The 567-nt window shown below is 69.7% G+C and carries 1 protein-coding gene and 1 pseudogene; both read right to left on the reverse strand.

Features of this window, described 5'->3' with window-relative positions; translation table 11 throughout:
* A pseudogene (locus NS331_RS25120) lies at positions 1 to 195 on the reverse strand (cell envelope integrity protein TolA); the annotation flags it as partial.
* Between the two features lie 28 nt (positions 196 to 223).
* The coding region (locus tag NS331_RS25125) for an ExbD/TolR family protein (RefSeq protein WP_058644613.1) at positions 224 to 567 on the reverse strand (344 nt) is incomplete at its 5' end.

Consider the following 567-nt stretch of genomic DNA (forward strand, 5'->3'; position numbering starts at 1 on the left):
CTGCCGCGCCTGCTGCACGGTGGCGGACCAGATCTCGGCCTCCACCGGCTCGTCGTCGCCTTCGCGCTTCCAGCGCACGCCCCAGGTCAGGGCGGCGATCAGCAGCGCATGGGCAAGCAGGGCGAGCACCACGGCGCGCACCGTGCCGCGCTGCGGCGGCGGGTTGAACTCGGGACGGTCGGAAGCCAGGGACATCGTGTCGGGGTCCTCGCGCGCGTGCCGCTCAGCGGCCGCTGCCGGTGGCCTGCACCGACAGGCCCACCCGCTCGATGCCGGCGCGCTTGAGCTGGTTCATGGCCTTCACCACCGTCTCGTACTTCACGGACTTGTCGGCGCTGATGACCACCGGGCGCTGGTCGTCGCCGTTCTGCGCCGCCTTCACGGCCTGGCCGATCTGGTTCATGGGCACCTGCAGGCCGGAGGAGCCGGAGATCGGGTCCTTCTTGAACTCGATCAGGTCGTCGTTCTTGATGGTCACCTCCAGCGGCTTGTCGGGCTGGCGGTTGGCCTTGTCGACCGTGGGCAGGTTGATGACGCTGGGCGTGATCAGCGGCGCCGTCACCATGA

The organism is Pseudacidovorax intermedius, from assembly GCF_001476815.1.
Lineage (GTDB): Bacteria > Pseudomonadota > Gammaproteobacteria > Burkholderiales > Burkholderiaceae_C > Xenophilus > Xenophilus intermedius_A.